We start from the raw sequence: 16,826 nt of genomic DNA, 5'->3' as shown, positions 1-16,826 counted from the left end.
ACCGTCCGAAGTGGACGGTGGCCCCTGTTCGCGGAGCGGGTTACCTCAGCTGGTGACCAGGCGCAGGCTGTACGCGCCCAGGATCTCGTTGACCGGCTGGAAGTAGATGATGCCCGCGGCCAGGTCGCCACCGGAGGTGACACCCTGGGCCTGGTTGCCGGAGATGAACGACCCACCGGAGTCACCGCGGTCGGCGCGGGCGTTGGTGCGGGTCAGCCCGGTCACCGCGCCCTGCTGGTAGTTCACCGTCTGGTTCTTGGCCTGCACGCTGCCGCAGGTCCAGCGGGTGGTGGAGCCCGACTTGCAGATCGAGGCGCCCACCGCGGCCTCGGTGGAGCCCGCGACGCGGACGGTGCCGCCGCTGTAGTTGTTCACCACGCCCTGCGGGGTCCAGTTCGAGTTCACCGCGACCCAGGCGTAGTCGTTGCCGGGGAAGGAGGAACCGCGGAAGGTGCCCTGCGCGACCTGGTTGAAGCCCTGGGTCGCGGTGCCGGTCCGGCCGCAGTGCCCGGCGGTGACGAAGCCGCCCTGCACCGAGAAGCCGACCGAGCAACGGCCGCCCATGTAGTAGGCGTCGCCACCGCGCACGTCGTAGAGCGGCTCGTTCTTCGACGCGGCCTCGACCACGGAGACCGCGCCGCGGTCCACGCCGGTCTGGGCCACGAACTCAGCGGCCTTGGCGGCCTGGCCCGGCTGCACGTTGACCACGACGCGGTTGTTCTCCACGTCGACGTACCAGCCGGAGACGTCCGAGGGCGCCTTGTCCTGGTTGAGCCGCGAGACCACTGAGTCGAGCTTGGACGCGCTGTGCGCCACGAACTTCGGCTCGGCGCCGGCCGCGCGGACCTCGGCGGCCTTGGCCGTGTCGGTCACACCGACGACCAGCTTCGCCTGGCCGGCCACGAAGTGCGCGCCACCGAAGGACTCGCCCAGCGCGGTGCGCAGGCTCTGCTCGACCGTGCTCGCCTTGGTTTCGGCGGCGGCCCGCTGCATCGCCTGGTCGGCGGTCAGGCCCAGGTCGCGCTGCATGGCCTCCAGCATCCCCTGGTTCATCAGGGGAGTGGACTCGGCGGCGGCCGGCAGGGTGGCCGCCACGGTCGCACCGACCGCGAGCGCGAGTGCGGAGGTCACGATTCTCGTGCGTGCGTTCATCATCAGGGTTTCTCCAGTGCAGTGGTTACAGGGGGACCACGCTGGACAACCGGCGGAGAAGAGCTAGCTGTTGTCCGTGAGATGAACGTTATGGACCGCACCACAAACGTTGGCACCTCCGATGGTATTGGTGCCGCAGCAGTATTGAAGGCTGGCATTCAGTTTAAAGGAGAACTTTCGGGCGAAAGCCCACAAAAAGGAAGAACCCCCGGTCGCCGGAGGACGGTGGCGACCAGGGGTTCAGCTGGGCGGACTCGCCTCAGCAGGTCTTGCCGATCACCCTCGGCACACAGTCCGCATAGGACAGCATGAGGTCCACCGCGCGGTCGTTGCGAGCAGTCTCACGATTGATCACGGTGTCGTTCGGGTAGAAGCCACCGATGCCGGGGCCGCCGCCGTACATCTCGAAGGTGTAGGACCAGATCTTGTGCTGGCCCCACATCCAGTCGGTGATGTCGCCGTCGGTGACGTAGAGGTCGCTGCCCTGCTCCGGCTTGTAGTTGTTGGTCTGGGCCATCTGGCGGCCCAGGGTCTGGAAGATCCGGGCCTCCTCGGCGTTGAGGCCGGGCGCGGTGTCGGCCTTGGTGTAGCCGAAGGGCCACAGCACCAGCTCGCCGTAGGTGTGGAAGTCGATGTTCGCGGTGATCTGCTGCTTGCCGCCGATGACCCTGGAGTTGACGAAGTTGCTCAGCGCGCGGGTCTCCGGCGCGGAGAAGGCCGAAGGGCCGCGGTAGGTCTCGCTGCTCGGCGAACCGCTGGAACCGCCGCAGCAGCCCCACTTGTAGGACCAGTTGCGGTTGGGGTCGGTGCCCTGGCCCTGCCGGTTCTTGCGCCAGCTGCGGAAGCTGCCGGAGGCGATGTCGTACTCCGCGCCGTCGGGGTTGACGCTGGGGATCACCCAGATCTCCCGGGTGTCAACGAGGTTCTTCACCGCCGGGTTGCTCGCGTAGTTGTCGGTGAGCCGGTTGATGATCTGCAGGCACTGCTCCACGGTGAGGTGCTCGCGGGCGTGCTGGTTGCAGTTGAACAGGACCTCGGGCTCGTTCTCGTCGGTGGCCACGTTGTCGCTGATCTTCACCATCCACAGGTCGCGGCCCTCGTGCGACTTGCCGATGCTGCTCACCCTGGCCAGCGCCGGGTGGTCGGCCTGCGCCTTGCGGATGTTCGCGGTCATCTCCGCGAAGTTGTGGTAGCCGGTGTAGCCCGACGGGAAGTCGGTGACGCCGAGGTCGCCGCTGCGGCCCGGGGTCAGCGCCTTCAGCTGCTCCTCAACCGTGCCTTGCGCGGTGAGGGTGAAGCCCTTGGCGCGCAACAGCTTGGCCTGTTCGGCGCTGGCTGCCACGGTCATCTTGCCGTGCTGGGCGGAGAGCACGTCCACCCCGGTGGCCGCGACCTCGGTGCGCGCGTCGCTGGTGTTCGCGCCGCCGATCTCGTAGACCACGTCACCGGGGGCGGCGGCCTCGGCGGCCGGCGCGCTGACCGAGCCGAGGGGGAGGAGCAGGGCGAGACCGGCGGCCGCGACCGCGGTCGCGACTCTGCGGCGGATCCGCAACATGGTGGCTCCGTTTCTGACAACTACGCAGGGGTGAGTCGAGAGTGGGTGGGGGCAAAGAGGTCGGCAACCCCTCGGAAGTAGGGGGTCAGCAGGTGCCGCCGACGATGCGCGGCACGCAGTCGGCGTAGCTGAGGATGAGGTCGACCGCCTTGTCGTTGCGGGTGGTCTCCCGGCCGATCAGCTCATCCGGCGGGTAGAAGCCGTACTGGCCGCCGAACATCTCGAAGGTGAAGCTCCAGATCTTGTGCTGGCCCCACATCCAGTCCCGGATCCCGCCGTCGGTGATGTAGAGGTCGCTGGCCTGCTGCGGCTTGTAGCCGTTGCTGGCCGCCATCTGGGTGCCCAGCTCCTTGAACGCCCTGAGCTCGGCGGCGCTGAGGCCGGGCGCGGTGTCGTCCTTGGTGTAGCCGAACGGCCACATGATCAGCTCGCCGTAGGTGTGCCAGTCGATGTGCGTGGTGATCTGCTGCTTGCCGCCGACGACCCTGGAGTTGACGAAGTTGCTGACCGCCCTGGTCTCCGGCGCGGAGAAGGCCGCCGTGCCCCGGTAGTCGGCACTGGTGGGCGTGGAGCTGGAACCGCCGCAGCAGCCCCACTTGTAGCCCCAGTTGCGGTTGAGGTCGGTGCCGAAGCTGCCGCCGGCGTTGGGCTGGCGGTTCTTGCGCCAGCTGCGGTAGGAGCCGGTGGCGATGTCGTACTCGGAGCCGTCCGGGTTGACGTTGGTGGCCACCCAGATCTCCCTGGTGTCCACGAAGTTCTTCACCGCGGGGTTGGTGGCGTAGTCGTCGGTGAGCCGGTTGATGATGCGCAGGCACATCTCCACGGTCAGGTGCTCGCGCGCGTGCTGGCTACAGGTGAACAGCACCTCGGGCTCGTTCTCGTCGGTGCCCACGTTGTCGCTGATCTTCACCAGCCGCAGGTCCCGGTTCTCGTGGGACTTGCCCATCACGCTCAGCGCCACCAGGTCCGGGTGGTCGGCCCGCGCCTTGTTCAGCTCGGCGCCCTGCTCGGCGTAGTTGTGGTAGCCGGAGTCCGCGGGCGGGAAGTCCATGATCCCGGCGGTGGCGCCGGGCTGGGCGTTGGCGGACAACGGGATCAGCCCGCCGAGGGCGAGCGCGGCGCCGAGGGCGGCCGCGAGTCCTCTGCTGAGACGTCGGTGTGACATGTGGCCTCTTTATGTCGTTGCAGGGTTGTTCGCAGGGTTGGGTACGCCGAATCCGGCCGCCTGCCTCGTCGCAGGGCGGCCGGATCGGCGCGGGCACTACTGGGTCAGCAGGTCTTGCCGATCACGCGCGGCACGCAGTCGGCGTAGCTCAGCATGAGGTCGACCGCCCTGTCGTTGCGGCTGGTCTCCCTGGTGATCACCTCATCGGGTGGGTAGAAACCGCCACCCGCCGCCGAGCTCGGGTACAGCTCGAAGGTGTAGGACCAGATCTTGTGCCTGCCCCACATCCAGTCGATGATGCTGCCGTCGGTGATGTAGAGGTCGCTGGACTGCTGCGGCTTGTAGTTGTTCGTCGCGGCCATCTGACGGCCCAGGGTCTGGAAGGTCCTGGCGTCGTCGGCGGTCAGGCCGGGACCGGTGTCCGCGGTGGTGTAGCCGTAGGGCCAGAGCACCAGCTCGGAGTAGGTGTGGAAGTCGATGTTGGCGGTGATCTGCTGCTTGCCGCCGATCACCCGCGAGTTCACGAAGTCCCGCAGCCGCGAGGTCTCCGGCGCGGAGAACGCCGAGGGGCCGCGGTAGGTCTCGCTGCTGGTGCTGCCGCTGGAACCGCCGCAGCAGCCCCAGTTGTAGTCCCAGTTGCGGTTGAGGTCGGTGCCGGGGCCCTGCCGGTTCTTCCGCCAGGAGCGGTAGCGGCCGGTGGCCACGTCGTACTCGGTGCCGTCGGGGTTGACGCTGGGGATCACCCAGATCTCCCGGGAGTCCACAAAGGACTTCAGCGCCGGGTCGGTGGGGTAGCCGTCGGTGAGCCGGTTCACGATCCGCAGGCACATCTCCACGGTGAGGTGCTCGCGGGCGTGCTGGTTGCAGTTGAACAGCACCTCCGGCTCGTTCTCGTCCGTGGCCACGTTGTCGCTGATCTTGATCATCCACAGGTCGCGGCCCTCGTGCGACTTGCCGATGCTGCTCAGCTTGGCGATCGAGCCGTGGTCGGCCTCGGCCTTGCGCAGGTTCGCGGTGACCTCGGCGAAGTTGTGGTAGGCCGCGTCCGCCGGGGGGAAGTCGGCGATGCCCACATCGCCGTGCCCGTGGTCCCCGTGGCCGCCGGCGGCCCGGAACTCCACCTCGAAGCCCTTGGCGCGCAGCGCGGCGGCCTCGGCCTCGGTGGCGCGGACGCTCATCACGTCCCCGTCGGCGCCGAGGACGTCGATGCCGGTCCGGGCCACCGCGCTGCGCAGCTCCGGGGTGCCGACCTTGTGCACCAGGTACACCGACCTGGCCTCGTGCGCGGCCTCGGCGGCCCTGGTGATCTCGGCGGGACTGGGAGTGGTCGCGCTGGTCGTCATCGGGGTCGCCAACACGAGCGCGGCGCAGGCGCCAAGTGCCGTCGCCAGCAGGGTGCGACGTCTGGTCAACATCGTGCCTCCGATCTTTGACGGAGCGTGATGAGACTTCAGCGTCGGGTAGCCAGGAGGTACGGACAACCCGCCCCTCGGCGGGATTGTTCGCCAGTTTTCCCCGTTGACGAGCTTGCGGAGGACCGCGGCGGCCGTGATAACGCGCACCACCGCGGTGGGCCCGCGCGCGGACCGATTAGGCTGGGTACCTGCGTAAACCCTCTAGAACGCGAGGAACCCGAATGCTGCGCCGCACCGACCTGCGTGGTCGAGTCCCCTCCGCCGCCGAGCTGCGCGCCACGCTGCCTCGCGCCGAGGTCGACGTGGACGCGGTGCTGCATCAGGTCCGCCCGGTGGTGGAGGCGGTGCGCGCCCAGGGCGTGACCGCCGCGCTGGACTACACCGAACGCTTCGACGGGGTCCGCCCGGCCGCGATCCGGGTGCCGGTGGCGAAGCTGGGCGAGGCCCTGACCGGGCTGGACCCGGCGGTGCGGGACGCGCTGGAGGAGTCGATCCGGCGGGCCACCCTGGTGCACGCCGACCAGCGGCGGGTGGACAAGACCACCCAGGTGGTGCCCGGTGGCACGGTCACCGAGCGCTGGGTGCCGGTGGCCAGGGTCGGGCTGTACGTGCCCGGCGGCCTGGCCGTCTACCCCTCCAGCGTGGTGATGAACGTGGTCCCGGCCCAGCAGGCCGGGGTGGAGTCGCTGGTGGTGTGCTCGCCGCCGCAGGCGGAGTTCGGCGGGCTGCCGCACCCGGCGATCCTGGCCGCCTGCGCGCTGCTCGGCGTCACCGAGGTGTGGGCCGTCGGCGGCGCCCAGGCGATCGCGCTGGCCGCCTACGGGGGCACCGACACCGACGGCTCCGAGCTCGCACCGGTGGACCTGATCACCGGGCCGGGCAACGTGTACGTGACCGCGGCCAAGCGGCTGCTGCGCGGGCTGGTCGGCATCGACTCCGAGGCGGGGCCGACCGAGATCGCGGTGCTGGCCGACGAGACAGCGGATGCGGTGCACGTAGCCGCGGACCTGATCAGCCAGGCCGAGCACGACACCCTGGCCGCCAGCGTGCTGGTCACCACCTCGGCCGAGCTGGCCGACGCGGTGGACGCCGAGCTGGTCAAGCAGGTGGAGTCGACCAAGCACACCGAGCGGATCCGCACCGCGCTGCACGGGCCGCAGTCCGGCTGCGTGCTGGTGTCCACTGTGGACGACGGCCTGCGCGTGGTGGACGCCTACGCGGCCGAGCACCTGGAGATCCAGACCGCGGACGCGGCGGCGGTGGCGGCGCGGGTGCGCAACGCCGGGGCGATCTTCGTCGGCGCGCACTCGCCGGTCTCGCTGGGCGACTACTGCGCCGGGTCCAACCACGTGCTGCCCACCGGCGGCTGCGCGCGGCACTCCTCCGGGCTGAGCGTGCAGACCTTCCTGCGCGGCATCCACGTCATCGACTACAGCGAGCAGGCCCTGCGCGAGGTCGCGGACCAGGTGGTCGCGCTGGCCAACGCCGAGGACCTGCCCGCGCACGGCCAGGCCGTCACCGCCCGCTTCGGTGGTGCCTCATGAGCGAGGTCGTCGGGGCAGGGGTGCGCCTGGAGGAGCTGCCGCTGCGGGAGGACCTGCGCGGCCGCTCGCCCTACGGCGCGCCGCAGCTGGACGTGCCGGTCCGGCTCAACACCAACGAGAACCCGTACCCGCCGCCGCCCGAGCTGATCGAGGACGTGGCCAGGGCGACCAGGGCCGCGGGCGAGTCGCTGCACCGCTACCCGGACCGGGACGCCGTCGAGCTGCGCACCGCGCTCGCGGAGTACCTCAGCCGGGCCACCGGGGTTGGGCTGGGCACCGCGAACCTGTGGGCCGCCAACGGTTCCAACGAGATCCTGCAGCAGATCCTGCAGGCCTTCGGCGGGCCGGGCCGCACCGCGGTGGGCTTCGAGCCCTCGTACTCGATGCACCCGATCATCGCCGCCGGCACCCGCACCGAGTGGCTGGCCACCCCGCGCCGCGCCGACTTCACCCTCGATGCGGAAGCCGCCGCGGCGACCATTGCCGAGCGGCAGCCGGACGTGGTGTTCCTGACCAGCCCCAACAATCCCACCGGCGGGTCCATCCCCTCGGCGGACCTACGGCGGCTGATCGAGGCCGCGCCGGGGATCGTGGTGGTGGACGAGGCCTACGCCGAGTTCTCCGCGCGGGAGAGCGCGATCGGGCTGCTCGGCGAGTTCGGCGGCAAGCTCATCGTCTCCCGCACCATGAGCAAGGCCTTCGCCTTCGCCGGCGGCCGCCTCGGCTACCTGGCCGCCGCGCCAGCCGTGGTGGACGCGCTGCTGCTGGTCCGCCTGCCCTACCACCTCTCCGCGCTCACCCAGACCGCGGCCACCGCCGCGCTGCGGCACGCCGAGGGCACCCTGGCCTCGGTGCACAAGCTCATCGCCGAACGCGAGCGGGTGGTGGAGGCGTTGTCCGGCATGGGTTTCCGGGTGGTGCCCAGCGACGCCAACTTCGTCCTGTTCGGACAGTTCGCCGACGCGCCGGCGGTGTGGAAGTCCTATGTGGACCGTGGTGTGCTGATCAGGGACGTGGGCATCGACGGGCACCTGCGGGTGACCATCGGCACGCCCGCGGAGAACGACGCCTTCCTCGCCGCGAGCAAGGAGATCAGTGTGGAGGCCAGCCAGTGAACCGGATCGCCAGGGTCGAGCGGACCACCAAGGAGTCCTCGATCGTCGTCGAGCTGGACCTCGACGGCGCGGGCAAGGTCGACATCGACACCGGTGTGCCCTTCTACGACCACATGCTGCACGCGCTCGGCTCGCACGCCGCCTTCGACCTGACCGTGCGCGCCACCGGTGACACCCACATCGACGCCCACCACACCGTCGAGGACACCGCGATCGTGCTCGGCCAGGCCCTGCGCCAGGCCATCGGCGACGCCGCCGGGGTCCGCCGCTTCGGCGACGCCTGGATCCCGATGGACGAGACCCTGGCGCACGCCGCCATCGACCTGTCCGGCCGGCCCTACTGCGTGCACACCGGCGAACCGGAGCTGCTGGCCGGGTTCACCGTGGGCGGCAACTACCCGACCGTGCTAAACCGGCACGTGTTCGAGTCGCTGGCCTTCCACGCCCGGATCGCCTTGCACGTCCGGGTGATCCACGGCCGCGACCCGCACCACATCACCGAAGCCCAGTACAAGGCCATCGCCAGGGCACTGCGCGCCGCGGTCGAGCCCGACCCGCGGATCTCCGGTATCCCCTCCACGAAGGGCGTGCTGTAACGCGCTTCGGTACCCTGCTGGTCGTTTGCCCGGTGGGGCTGGACTGGAAGGTGTGTCGTGGTCTTCAAGGACTGGGTGTGGCTGATCCTGCTCGCCCTGGCGGGTTTCCTGCTGGGCGGGGTGTACGTGACCTGGAAGACCTCCCGCATGTTCGCCTTCGTCCTGCTCGCGGGCGCGGCCCTGGCCGCCATCGGCGCCATCACCTGGATGATCTAGCGACAGCCGTGTTGGCCGTTGTCGTACGGCGTGTTGGCCGAAGTGTGACGGTGTGTTGGCCGAACTGGGCGCGGGCCCGTGCCAGTTCGGCCAACACTGCGTACGACAACGGCCAACACGCTGGGCGAGGGGTGGGGCTGGGTCAGGCTGGGATGATGGGCTCCTGGAGCTCGGTGACCCAGTCCTTCTGGTCCTGGTCCGGGCCGGCCACCAGGTAGTACTCGCGGTGCGGGCCTGAGGTGCGGTAGCCGTTGGCCTCGACCCAGGTGGCCAGGGTCTGGAACGCGCCGCCTACCTCCATCATCGAGCCGTGGTGGACCAGGGTCGCGGCCTGCGGGACCTCGGGCAGGTCGACGATGGCGAAGTCCTGGTCCGCGGCGGGTTCGGCGTTCACCGGGACGCCGGCGTGGATGGTGATCGGGCCGTCCTCGCCTTCGGGCAGCTCGTAGTAGGCGATGGTCGGGCCGGCCGGGGTCACGCCGGCACGGCCGAGGTTCTGGAACAGGCGGTCGTAGAGGGGGCCGATCACCGGGCTGATGCTGCCGGGGGCGAAGTCGGCCGCGGTGCCGGTCAGCTCGGCGATCCGGACCGCGGGCAGGCTCTTGACGACGATGTCGGTGCTGGGCATGTGGCCCTCGCTTTCGATGACGCGGAGCCTCGCCTCGACGAAGTTCAGCCGCTGCCGTTCCGCGCTGATGCTCGCCGCCAGTTCCGCCTGCCGCAGCCGCAGCATGCCGCGCAGCTCCTCGGCGTTCACCCGCTCGTCCACAATGGACTGCACCTGGTCGAGGGTGAAGCCGAGCTCCTTCAACGCGATCACCCGGTTCAGCCGGGCGAGCTGGGCGGCTCGGTAGTAGCGGTAACCGGTGGCCGCGTCCACCCGGTCGGGCCGCAGCAGCCCGATCCGGTCATAGTGGCGGAGCATGCGGACCGACACGCGGCCGTGTCTGGCGAAGTCTCCGATGCTCAACATGGCGAGCACCGTTGTAGGACCTGACACCGTGTCAGGGTCAACGCCCGCCCTCCACCTTCGGCTTCAGCCGCGGTGAGCCGGGGCCGTAGGCGGCCATCGCGTCGTCGGCGTTGTGCAGGAAACAGGACCGCAGGGACAGGCAGCCGCAGCCGATGCAGCCGGTCAGCCGGTCCCGCAGCAGTTGCAGCGCCTCGATCCGCGCGTTGAGCTCCTCCCGCCAGGAGCTGGACAGCCTGGCCCAGTCCGCCTTGGTCGGGTTCCGCCCCTCCGGCAGGGTGGCCAGCGCGGACTGGATCTCCTCCAGGGACAGGCCGACGCGCTGCGCGGCCCGGATGAACGCCAGCCGCCGTAGCACCGAACGGTGGTACCGCCGCTGGTTGCCCGCGCTCCGCTCGGAGAAGACCAGCTTCTTCTCCTCGTAGAAGCGCAGGGCGGTGTGGGGCACTCCGCTGCGGTCGGCGACCTCGCCGATCGACAGCCATTGCGACAGGGCTTCCATGAACGCTTGACCTCCAGTTTGGTCGAGGTTACATGCTCGGTGCCATGACAGCGAAGGAATTGACCACACCGCGGGCCTTCGCCGACCTGCCCGCGCTGATCGCCAGGATGACCGGCGACGAGAAGCACAGCGCCGCCGCGAACTCGACCATGGACGTGCTGTGGGTGCTCTACGACCGCGTCCTCAACGTCTCGCCCGACCGCCTCGACGACCCGGACCGGGACCGGTTCTACCTGTCCAAGGGGCACGGCCCGATGGCCTTCTACGCCGTGCTGGCCGCCAAGGGCTTCCTCGACGAGTCCCTCCTGGACACCTGGACCCGGTTCGACTCGCCGCTGGGCCAGCACCCGGACCGGGCGCTGGTGCCCGGCGCGGAGATCAGCAGCGGCTCCCTCGGCCACGGCCTGCCGCTGGCCGTGGGCACCGCGCTCGGCCTGCGCGCCCAGGGCCGCACCGACGCGCGGGTGGTGGTGCTGGTCGGCGACGCCGAGCTGGACGAGGGCAGCAACCACGAGGCCGTCGCGCTGGCCGGACGGCTCGGCCTGGACTCGCTGACCGTGGTCGCGGTCAACAACTTCTCCGGCACGCACGGCTGGCCTGGTGGCATCGCGGACCGGTTCACCGTGGAGGGCTGGGCCGGTCGCACCGTCGACGGGCGCAACCACGACGACCTGTACGAGGCGTTCACCACCCCGCATCCCGGCCGCCCGCTGGTGGTCGAGGCCCTGATCGGACTGGAGGGTTCGGAATGACCAGCACAATCAGCACCGCCACCACCATGCGGGAAGTGTTCGCCGACACGGTGACCGCGGCCATGGACGCCGATCCGCGCATCGCCGTGGTGCTGGCCGAGATCTCCAAGGACGCCTTCGCGCCCGCGGCCGCGCGGCACCCGGAGCGGGTGATCAACGTGGGCATCCGGGAGCAGTTGATGGTCAGCGTCGGCGGCGGGCTGGCCCTGGCCGGGCTGCGGCCGGTGGTGCACACCTACGGCCCGTTCCTGGTGGAGCGGCCGTTCGAGCAGATCAAGCTGGACCTCGGCCACCAGGACGTGGGCGCGGTGCTGGTCAGCATCGGCGCCTCCTACGACGACCCGGTGTGGGGCCGCACCCACCAGGTGCCCGGCGACGTGGCGCTGTTCGACACCCTGCCCGGCTGGACCGTGCACAGCCCCGGCCACCCGGCCGAGGTGCCCGCGCTGCTCACCCCCGCGCTGGCCGGGGACGACCGGGTCTACCTGCGGCTGTCCACCCGGACCAACGCCGAGCCGTACGCGAACGGACCCGGCTTCACCACGTTGCGCCAGGGCCGCCGGGGCGTGGTCATCGCCGTGGGCACCACCGCCGACGCGGTGCTCGCCGCCACCGAGGGCCAGGACGTGACCGTGCTGTACGCGGCCACCGTCCGCCCCTTCGACGGCGAGGGCCTGCGCGCCGCGATCGAGCGGGTCGACCGGCCGGACGTGATCCTGGTCGAGCCGTACCTGCGCGGCACCTCGGCGTTGCCGGTCACCGACGCGCTGCGCCGCCAGCCGCACCGGCTGCTGCCGCTGGGCGTGAGCCGGGACACCGAGGTCAGGTCGTACGGGACCGCGGAGGAGCACGACGTGCTGCACGGCCTGGACGCGGGCGGTATCGCGAAGGCCGTGCGTGAGTTCCTTGGCTAGGCTGTGGCCGTGACCAGCGTCGTCGTACTGGACTACGGATTCGGCAACATCCGCTCCGCCGAACGCGCCCTGCGCCGGGTCGGCGCCCAGGTCGAGGTGACCGCGGACCCGAAGGCGGCCGAGGCCGCCGACGGGCTCGTGGTGCCCGGCGTCGGCGCGTTCGCGGCCTGCATGGACGGGCTGCGGAAGGTCCATGGCGAGAAGGTCATCGGCCAGCGGCTGGCCGGCGGGCGGCCGGTGCTGGGCATCTGCGTCGGCTTGCAGATCCTGTTCGAGAAGGGCGTCGAGCACGGCATCGAGGCGCAGGGCTGCGGGGAGTGGCCGGGCACGGTGGAGCGGCTCAACGCGCCGGTGCTGCCGCACATGGGCTGGAACACCGTCCGCGCCCCTGAGGCCAGCACCCTGTTCGCCGGGCTGGCGGCGGACGACCGGTTCTACTTCGTGCACTCCTACGGCGTGCGCGAGTGGACCCTGGCCCCCGAGCCGCCGCTGCCCGAGCCGCTGGTGACCTGGGCGCACCACGGCGAGGACTTCGTGGCGGCGGTGGAGAACGGGCCGCTGTCGGCCACCCAGTTCCACCCGGAGAAGTCCGGGGACGCCGGGGCGCACCTGCTGGAGAACTGGCTCAAGTCCGTCGTTTAGGCTTTACCGGTGACGTTCACGCTGCTCCCGGCCGTTGATGTGGCCGAAGGCAAGGCTGTCCGCCTGGTTCAGGGCGAGGCAGGCACCGAGACCTCCTACGGTGACCCGTGGGAGGCCGCGCTGGCCTGGCAGGACGGCGGCGCCGAGTGGATCCATCTGGTCGACCTGGACGCGGCCTTCGGCCGGGGCAGCAACCGCGAGCTGCTGGCCGGGGTGGTCGAGCGCCTGGACGTCAAGGTGGAGCTCTCCGGCGGCATCCGCGACGACGACTCGCTCAAGGCGGCGCTGGCCACCGGCTGCGCCAGGGTCAACCTGGGCACCGCCGCGCTGGAGGACCCGGCCTGGTGCGCCCGCGCGATCGCCGAGCACGGCGAGAAGATCGCGGTCGGCCTGGACGTGCGGATCACCGAGGCCGGGCACCGGGTGGCCGCCCGTGGCTGGACCACCGACGGCGGCGACCTGTGGGAGGTGCTGGCCAGGCTGGACCGGGACGGCTGCCCGCGCTACGTGGTCACCGACGTGAGCAAGGACGGCACCCTCAAGGGCCCCAACCTGGACCTGCTGCGCGAGGTCTGCGCCCGCACCGACGCCCCGGTGATCGCCTCCGGCGGCGTGTCCAGCGTCGCCGACCTGGTCGCGCTGGCCGAGCTCGGGCCGCTGGGCGTGGAGGGCTCGATCGTGGGCAAGGCGCTCTACGCGGGCGCGTTCACCCTGCCCGAGGCGCTGGCCGCGGTCCGCTAGTCCAGCGTGATCCGGATGCCGATCGTGCGACCGGCATCCGGCTTGGCCCGCAGCGTGGTCAGGCGGCCGAGCAGGCCGTACTTCTTGTTGATCATCCGGACCACCTCGGCGGTGCCCTCGGCGTCGGTCAGCGTCGCGGTCGCGGGCACCGCCGGCCCGGTCTGCTTCCCGCGCACCGTGCACGGCGCCACCCGCACCGCGCCGTCCCGCCGCAACCGCTTGACCTTGCCAGCCTCCGCGTTCGACCAGGCGTAGAGCACCTCGCCCTCGGCGACCACCCAGACCGGGGTGTCCACCGGGGTGCCGTCGCGGCGGAAGGTGGTGAGCAACAGGTACTTGGCCGACCTCAGATCGCTGGTCACGGGCCTCAGCCTAGGCTGTCGGCATGTCCGTCGCTGTTCGTGTGATCCCCTGCCTGGACGTGGACCGGGGCCGGGTGGTCAAGGGTGTCAACTTCACCAACCTCGTCGACGCGGGTGACCCCGTGGCGCTGGCCACCGCCTACGACGCCGAGCATGCCGACGAGCTCACCTTCCTGGACGTGACCGCCTCCTCCGGCAACCGGGAGACCACCTACGACGTGGTCCGGCGCACTGCGGAGCAGGTGTTCATCCCGCTCACCGTCGGCGGCGGGGTGCGCAGCGTGGAGGACGTGGACAAGCTGCTGCGCGCGGGCGCGGACAAGGTCAGCTTCAACACCGCCGCCATCGCCCGCCCGGAGCTGCTGCGCGAGGCCGCCGAGCGGTTCGGCGCGCAGTGCGTGGTGCTCTCGGTGGACGCCCGCCGGGTGCCCGAGGGCGGTCAGCCCACGCCGTCGGGGTTCGAGGTGACCACGCACGGTGGGCGCACCGGCACCGGGATCGACGCGATCGAGTGGTCCGCGCGCGGGCAGGAGCTCGGCGTGGGCGAGGTGCTGCTCAACTCGATGGACGCCGACGGCACCAAGGCCGGGTTCGACCTGGAGCTGATCAGGGCGGTGCGCAAGGTGATCGACGTGCCGCTGATCGCCAGCGGCGGGGCCGGCGCGGTGGAGCACTTCCCACCCGCGGTCGAAGCCGGGGCGGACGCGGTGCTGGCGGCCAGTGTGTTCCACTTCGGACAGTTGCGGATCAGCGAGGTCAAGGACGCGCTGCGGGCGGCGGGGGTGACGGTTCGATGAGCCCGCTCGACCCGGCGCTGGCCGCCCGGCTCAAGCGCAACGCCGACGGCCTGGTGTGCGCGGTCGCCCAGCAGCGCGGCACCGGCGAGGTGCTGATGGTCGCCTGGATGGACGACGAGGCCCTGCACCGCACGCTCACCACCCGCAAGGCCACCTACTTCTCCCGCAGCAGGCAGTCCTACTGGGTCAAGGGCGAGACCTCCGGCCACACCCAGCACGTGCACGAGGTCCGCCTGGACTGCGATGGCGACACCTTGCTGCTGGTGGTCGACCAGGTCGGCGCGGCCTGCCACACGGGTGAGCGGACCTGTTTCGACGCGGACGTGCTCCTCCAGACGGGGGACTGAGTAGCGACCGTTCCGGGTAGCCGCTGCTACGGTCGCTGGGAGGAGCGATCAAGGGGGGAACCTTGACGGGGAAGCTCGCGGTCACGGCGGACCAGCTCACCAAGGTGGGACGGGACCTGCTCGCCACCGCCGACCAGGCCCACCGGGACATCCGCGCCAACAGCGGCGCGCAGGACGGCGACGCGGCGGCGAACACGTCCTTCGCACTGGCCCAGGCCCTGGCGCAGTGCGAGGACACCTGGGCGCGGGCCCTCACCGCGGTCGCCACCAAGCTCGCCGTGGCCGGCGACAACCTGGAGCTCAACGCCCGGACCTACGCCGAGGCGGAGGCTGCCGCGCGGGCCGGGTTGCCGCGATGACCACGGTCGACGAACTGCGCGAGGCCGAACCCACGGTGTTCACCCGCGCCGCGCGCCGCTGGCAGGACCTGGCGACCTCGATGACCACCCGCGCCGAGGAGGTCACTGACGCCCTGCGCGGCCTGGGCGAGTGGCGCGGCGCGGCGGCGGAGACGGCCAAGCAGCAGCTCGGTGGTCAGCGCGGCCGCCTGGACGAGCTGGCCAAGGGGCTCGGCGGCATCCCGCCGGTGCTGCGGGACGCGGGCGAACGGCTGACCAGGTTGCAGGAGTCACTGCGCGCCGCGCTGGCCACCGCGCACGCCAACCGGCTGCGCGTCTCCAGCGACGGCCAGGTCACCGATGACGCGGTGGTCGTGGCCATCCCGCCGCAACCGGGCCGCCCGAACCGGGCACAGCTGTGCGCCGAGCTGACCACCACCCTGCGCGACACCCTCCGCCAGGCCGCCACCGTGGACGCCGAGGCCGCCGCCGCACTGCGCCGCCTCACCCAGGAGGCCACCGGCATCGCGCCTGGCGGCATCCAGGTGTGCACCTCGCTGAGCGCCACGATTCCGGCCGCGGGCACGTCTCCGGCCGAAGTGAAGCGGTGGTGGGACGGCTTGAGCATCGCTGACCGGGAGTCGTTGCTGGCCAGTGACGGGGCCCGGATCGGGGCGCTGGACGGGATCCCGGCGGTGGTGCGGGACCGGGCGAACCGGGTGGTGCTGGCGGGGTTGCGGGCGAGCCTGGCGGAGGAGCGGACGCGGCTGGAGGCCAAGGCGCACCGGACACCGGATGACGAGAAGCGGTTGGTGGACCTGCGGAGCAAACTCACCGGCCTGGACGCCATCGCCGCGCGACTTGCCACCCCGCCGAGCAAGGAACGTCCCCCGCCGTTCCTGCTTCGAGTCAGTGCCGACGGCAAGGGACGGGCGGTGGTGGCAATGGGCGATCCGGACCGGGCGGCGAACGTGGCCACACTTGTGCCGGGCACCTTTGCCAGTCTTGCCGGGGGCGCGAACTACCTCAACCACGCCGATGCCATGGCCCACGCGGCAGCGCGGGCCGGATCGCCGTCGACCTCGGTGATCAGCTGGGTCGGCTATGACGCCCCGCAGAGCCTCGTCCCCGAGGCGGCCCAAGACAGCTTCGCGGACAACGCTCGAGCCGACCTGGCCCGGTTCCAGGACGGCCTGCGCGTCACGCACGAGGGCGAGCCGTCGCACAACACCGTCGTCGGGCACAGCTACGGCTCCACCGTGGTCGGGCACACCGCCCGCGATCTGGGGATCAAGGCCGACGATGTGGTCTTCATCGGCAGCCCCGGGGTCGGTGTCGAGCGGGCTGACCAGCTGAACCTGCCGCCGGACCGCGTGCACGCCAGCGTTGCCCAGCACGACATCATCAAGGTCACCAACATGCCGATGGGCGTGGGCGGGGCGCCGCCCGGCGTGCCCGACCCGATGGTCCCCGGACCGGTGTCGCCGGGCGGCGGTCTGAACATCGACCCGCACGGTCCCGACCCGGCGACGCCCGGGTTCGGCGGCAAGGTGTTCACCTCGGACCCCGGCACTCCTGGCCTGGGCGATGCCGGAGGGCTCAGCGAGGCGGCACACAACGAGTATTGGGAAGACCGCAACAGGTCGTTGCGGAACATGGGGAGGGTCATTGCCGGTCAGCCGACGGACTAGGCGCCGGCTCCT

At 71.0% G+C, this 16,826-nt stretch carries 19 protein-coding genes; 12 read left to right on the top strand and 7 right to left on the bottom strand.

The window, feature by feature from the left end; genetic code table 11:
- Positions 1 to 45: 45 nt before the first annotated feature.
- From N8J89_RS32600 to N8J89_RS32585, 4 genes are all read right to left on the bottom strand, one after another.
- On the bottom strand, positions 46 to 1,131 hold the full coding sequence (locus N8J89_RS32600) for a S1 family peptidase (RefSeq protein WP_283660822.1): 1,086 nt from the start codon (positions 1,129 to 1,131) through the stop codon (positions 46 to 48).
- 280 nt (positions 1,132 to 1,411) lie between these two features.
- On the bottom strand, positions 1,412 to 2,707 hold the full coding sequence (locus N8J89_RS32595) for a M14 family metallopeptidase (RefSeq protein WP_283660821.1): 1,296 nt from the start codon (positions 2,705 to 2,707) through the stop codon (positions 1,412 to 1,414).
- Positions 2,708 to 2,792: 85 nt separating this feature from the next.
- Positions 2,793 to 3,872 carry a M14 family metallopeptidase gene (locus tag N8J89_RS32590; RefSeq protein ID WP_283660820.1) on the bottom strand — a complete coding sequence of 360 codons (1,080 nt, stop codon included), beginning with the start codon at positions 3,870 to 3,872 and terminating at the stop codon, positions 2,793 to 2,795.
- A 104-nt stretch (positions 3,873 to 3,976) separates the two neighbouring features.
- The gene (locus N8J89_RS32585; protein ID WP_283660819.1) at positions 3,977 to 5,287 is read right to left on the bottom strand and encodes a M14 family metallopeptidase; all 1,311 of its coding nucleotides are present in this window, start codon (positions 5,285 to 5,287) and stop codon (positions 3,977 to 3,979) included.
- A 221-nt stretch (positions 5,288 to 5,508) separates the two neighbouring features.
- Between N8J89_RS32585 and hisD the strand changes: the two genes are divergently transcribed.
- From hisD to N8J89_RS32565, 4 genes are read left to right on the top strand one after another with little or no spacing between them, the layout of a single operon-like run.
- The gene (hisD, locus tag N8J89_RS32580) at positions 5,509 to 6,831 is read left to right on the top strand and encodes a histidinol dehydrogenase (protein ID WP_283660818.1); all 1,323 of its coding nucleotides are present in this window, start codon (positions 5,509 to 5,511) and stop codon (positions 6,829 to 6,831) included.
- A complete protein-coding gene (locus tag N8J89_RS32575; RefSeq protein WP_283660817.1) occupies positions 6,828 to 7,946 on the top strand; it encodes a histidinol-phosphate transaminase in 1,119 nt (372 codons plus the stop codon). Before hisD ends, N8J89_RS32575 begins: the two co-directional genes overlap by 4 nt.
- Positions 7,943 to 8,542, top strand: a complete 600-nt coding sequence (gene hisB, locus N8J89_RS32570; protein ID WP_283660816.1) for an imidazoleglycerol-phosphate dehydratase HisB — start codon at positions 7,943 to 7,945, stop codon at positions 8,540 to 8,542. The genes N8J89_RS32575 and hisB overlap by 4 nt, the downstream gene beginning before the upstream one ends.
- Before the next feature lie 57 nt (positions 8,543 to 8,599).
- Positions 8,600 to 8,758, top strand: a complete 159-nt coding sequence (locus N8J89_RS32565) for a CG2302 family histidine operon protein (RefSeq protein ID WP_283660815.1) — start codon at positions 8,600 to 8,602, stop codon at positions 8,756 to 8,758.
- A 142-nt stretch (positions 8,759 to 8,900) separates the two neighbouring features.
- Here N8J89_RS32565 and N8J89_RS32560 read toward each other — a convergent pair whose 3' ends face one another.
- Complete coding sequence (locus N8J89_RS32560) at positions 8,901 to 9,731, bottom strand: MerR family transcriptional regulator (protein WP_283660814.1); 831 nt, start codon at positions 9,729 to 9,731, stop codon at positions 8,901 to 8,903.
- 37 nt (positions 9,732 to 9,768) lie between these two features.
- Entirely contained in the window at positions 9,769 to 10,230 is a 462-nt protein-coding gene (soxR, locus tag N8J89_RS32555; RefSeq protein WP_252480854.1) for a redox-sensitive transcriptional activator SoxR, read from the bottom strand.
- A 44-nt stretch (positions 10,231 to 10,274) separates the two neighbouring features.
- On the opposite strand from soxR, the gene N8J89_RS32550 reads away from it, so the two are divergent.
- From N8J89_RS32550 to priA, 4 genes are read left to right on the top strand one after another with little or no spacing between them, the layout of a single operon-like run.
- Entirely contained in the window at positions 10,275 to 10,982 is a 708-nt protein-coding gene (locus tag N8J89_RS32550; RefSeq protein WP_283660813.1) for a thiamine pyrophosphate-binding protein, read from the top strand.
- On the top strand, positions 10,979 to 11,896 hold the full coding sequence (locus N8J89_RS32545; protein WP_502868354.1) for a transketolase family protein: 918 nt from the start codon (positions 10,979 to 10,981) through the stop codon (positions 11,894 to 11,896). Before N8J89_RS32550 ends, N8J89_RS32545 begins: the two co-directional genes overlap by 4 nt.
- 9 nt (positions 11,897 to 11,905) lie before the next feature.
- Entirely contained in the window at positions 11,906 to 12,538 is a 633-nt protein-coding gene (gene hisH / locus N8J89_RS32540; RefSeq protein WP_283660812.1) for an imidazole glycerol phosphate synthase subunit HisH, read from the top strand.
- Between the two features lie 9 nt (positions 12,539 to 12,547).
- Positions 12,548 to 13,279: a bifunctional 1-(5-phosphoribosyl)-5-((5-phosphoribosylamino)methylideneamino)imidazole-4-carboxamide isomerase/phosphoribosylanthranilate isomerase PriA gene (gene priA, locus N8J89_RS32535; RefSeq protein ID WP_283660811.1), complete on the top strand. Its 732-nt coding sequence runs from the start codon at positions 12,548 to 12,550 to the stop codon at positions 13,277 to 13,279.
- On the opposite strand, the gene N8J89_RS32530 is transcribed toward priA, so the two are convergent.
- A complete protein-coding gene (locus tag N8J89_RS32530; protein ID WP_283660810.1) occupies positions 13,276 to 13,641 on the bottom strand; it encodes a PPOX class F420-dependent oxidoreductase in 366 nt (121 codons plus the stop codon). The genes priA and N8J89_RS32530 overlap by 4 nt on opposite strands.
- A gap of 23 nt (positions 13,642 to 13,664) precedes the next feature.
- Here N8J89_RS32530 and hisF point away from each other — a divergent pair, with 23 nt between their 5' ends.
- The 4 genes from hisF to N8J89_RS32510 all read left to right on the top strand — a co-directional run bounded on the left by hisF (position 13,665) and on the right by N8J89_RS32510 (position 16,814).
- The gene (gene hisF, locus N8J89_RS32525) at positions 13,665 to 14,438 is read left to right on the top strand and encodes an imidazole glycerol phosphate synthase subunit HisF (protein ID WP_283660809.1); all 774 of its coding nucleotides are present in this window, start codon (positions 13,665 to 13,667) and stop codon (positions 14,436 to 14,438) included.
- A complete protein-coding gene (hisI, locus tag N8J89_RS32520; RefSeq protein ID WP_283660808.1) occupies positions 14,435 to 14,785 on the top strand; it encodes a phosphoribosyl-AMP cyclohydrolase in 351 nt (116 codons plus the stop codon). Before hisF ends, hisI begins: the two co-directional genes overlap by 4 nt.
- A 62-nt stretch (positions 14,786 to 14,847) precedes the next feature.
- A complete protein-coding gene (locus tag N8J89_RS32515) occupies positions 14,848 to 15,144 on the top strand; it encodes a hypothetical protein (RefSeq protein WP_283660807.1) in 297 nt (98 codons plus the stop codon).
- Positions 15,141 to 16,814 (top strand): alpha/beta hydrolase, encoded by a 1,674-nt coding sequence (locus tag N8J89_RS32510; protein WP_283660806.1) that lies wholly within the window; start codon positions 15,141 to 15,143, stop codon positions 16,812 to 16,814. The genes N8J89_RS32515 and N8J89_RS32510 overlap by 4 nt, the downstream gene beginning before the upstream one ends.
- Positions 16,815 to 16,826 lie beyond the last annotated feature (12 nt).

The organism is Crossiella sp. CA-258035 (genome assembly GCF_030064675.1).
Taxonomy (GTDB): Bacteria; Actinomycetota; Actinomycetes; order Mycobacteriales; family Pseudonocardiaceae; genus Crossiella.
Note: the sequence above shows the minus strand (reverse complement) of the source record. Positions and strands in the feature narration are given on the sequence as shown.

Bases quoted from the DNA above. Each gene is read 5' to 3' on its own strand.
- N8J89_RS32585 (WP_283660819.1), bottom strand. From the start codon at position 5,287: ATGTTGACCAGACGTCGCACCCTGCTGGCGACGGCACTTGGCGCCTGC.
- N8J89_RS32510 (WP_283660806.1), top strand. From the start codon at position 15,141: ATGACCACGGTCGACGAACTGCGCGAGGCCGAACCCACGGTGTTCACC.
- N8J89_RS32575 (WP_283660817.1), top strand. From the start codon at position 6,828: ATGAGCGAGGTCGTCGGGGCAGGGGTGCGCCTGGAGGAGCTGCCGCTG.
- hisF (WP_283660809.1), top strand. From the start codon at position 13,665: ATGTCCGTCGCTGTTCGTGTGATCCCCTGCCTGGACGTGGACCGGGGC.
- soxR (WP_252480854.1), bottom strand. From the start codon at position 10,230: ATGGAAGCCCTGTCGCAATGGCTGTCGATCGGCGAGGTCGCCGACCGC.
- N8J89_RS32590 (WP_283660820.1), bottom strand. From the start codon at position 3,872: ATGTCACACCGACGTCTCAGCAGAGGACTCGCGGCCGCCCTCGGCGCC.
- hisD (WP_283660818.1), top strand. From the start codon at position 5,509: ATGCTGCGCCGCACCGACCTGCGTGGTCGAGTCCCCTCCGCCGCCGAG.
- N8J89_RS32560 (WP_283660814.1), bottom strand. From the start codon at position 9,731: ATGTTGAGCATCGGAGACTTCGCCAGACACGGCCGCGTGTCGGTCCGC.
- N8J89_RS32545 (WP_502868354.1), top strand. From the start codon at position 10,979: ATGACCAGCACAATCAGCACCGCCACCACCATGCGGGAAGTGTTCGCC.
- N8J89_RS32550 (WP_283660813.1), top strand. From the start codon at position 10,275: ATGACAGCGAAGGAATTGACCACACCGCGGGCCTTCGCCGACCTGCCC.
- hisI (WP_283660808.1), top strand. From the start codon at position 14,435: ATGAGCCCGCTCGACCCGGCGCTGGCCGCCCGGCTCAAGCGCAACGCC.
- N8J89_RS32595 (WP_283660821.1), bottom strand. From the start codon at position 2,707: ATGTTGCGGATCCGCCGCAGAGTCGCGACCGCGGTCGCGGCCGCCGGT.